The following is a 217-nucleotide window of genomic DNA, read 5'->3' on the forward strand; positions in this document are numbered from 1 at the left end:
AAGGAGCGCGCCGTGATCGACACCCTGTTTGCAAAGACTAAACCGCAGTGCATCGGGCGCTACGTGATTGACGTCCCGGAGTCCTTTAACAACCAGCTGCACAATATGATTTTTATCGATGACTTTAAAATCAGCAGTAAATGGATCTATCCACCGGCCTTCCAGCAGCGGATAAGGCTCAGGGAGCAGGAGCTACGGGAAGCGATTAACAAACCCG

The 217-nt window shown here is 51.2% G+C and carries 1 protein-coding gene; it reads left to right on the plus strand.

Annotated elements, in window-relative coordinates; genetic code table 11:
* A partial coding sequence (locus tag AB6T85_RS23750) for a Tli4 family immunity protein (protein WP_502092375.1) occupies nucleotides 1-217 on the plus strand: 217 nt, incomplete at both ends.

Origin of the sequence: Erwinia aeris (assembly GCF_041224955.1) — a bacterium.
Classification (GTDB): domain Bacteria; phylum Pseudomonadota; class Gammaproteobacteria; order Enterobacterales; family Enterobacteriaceae; genus Erwinia; species Erwinia aeris.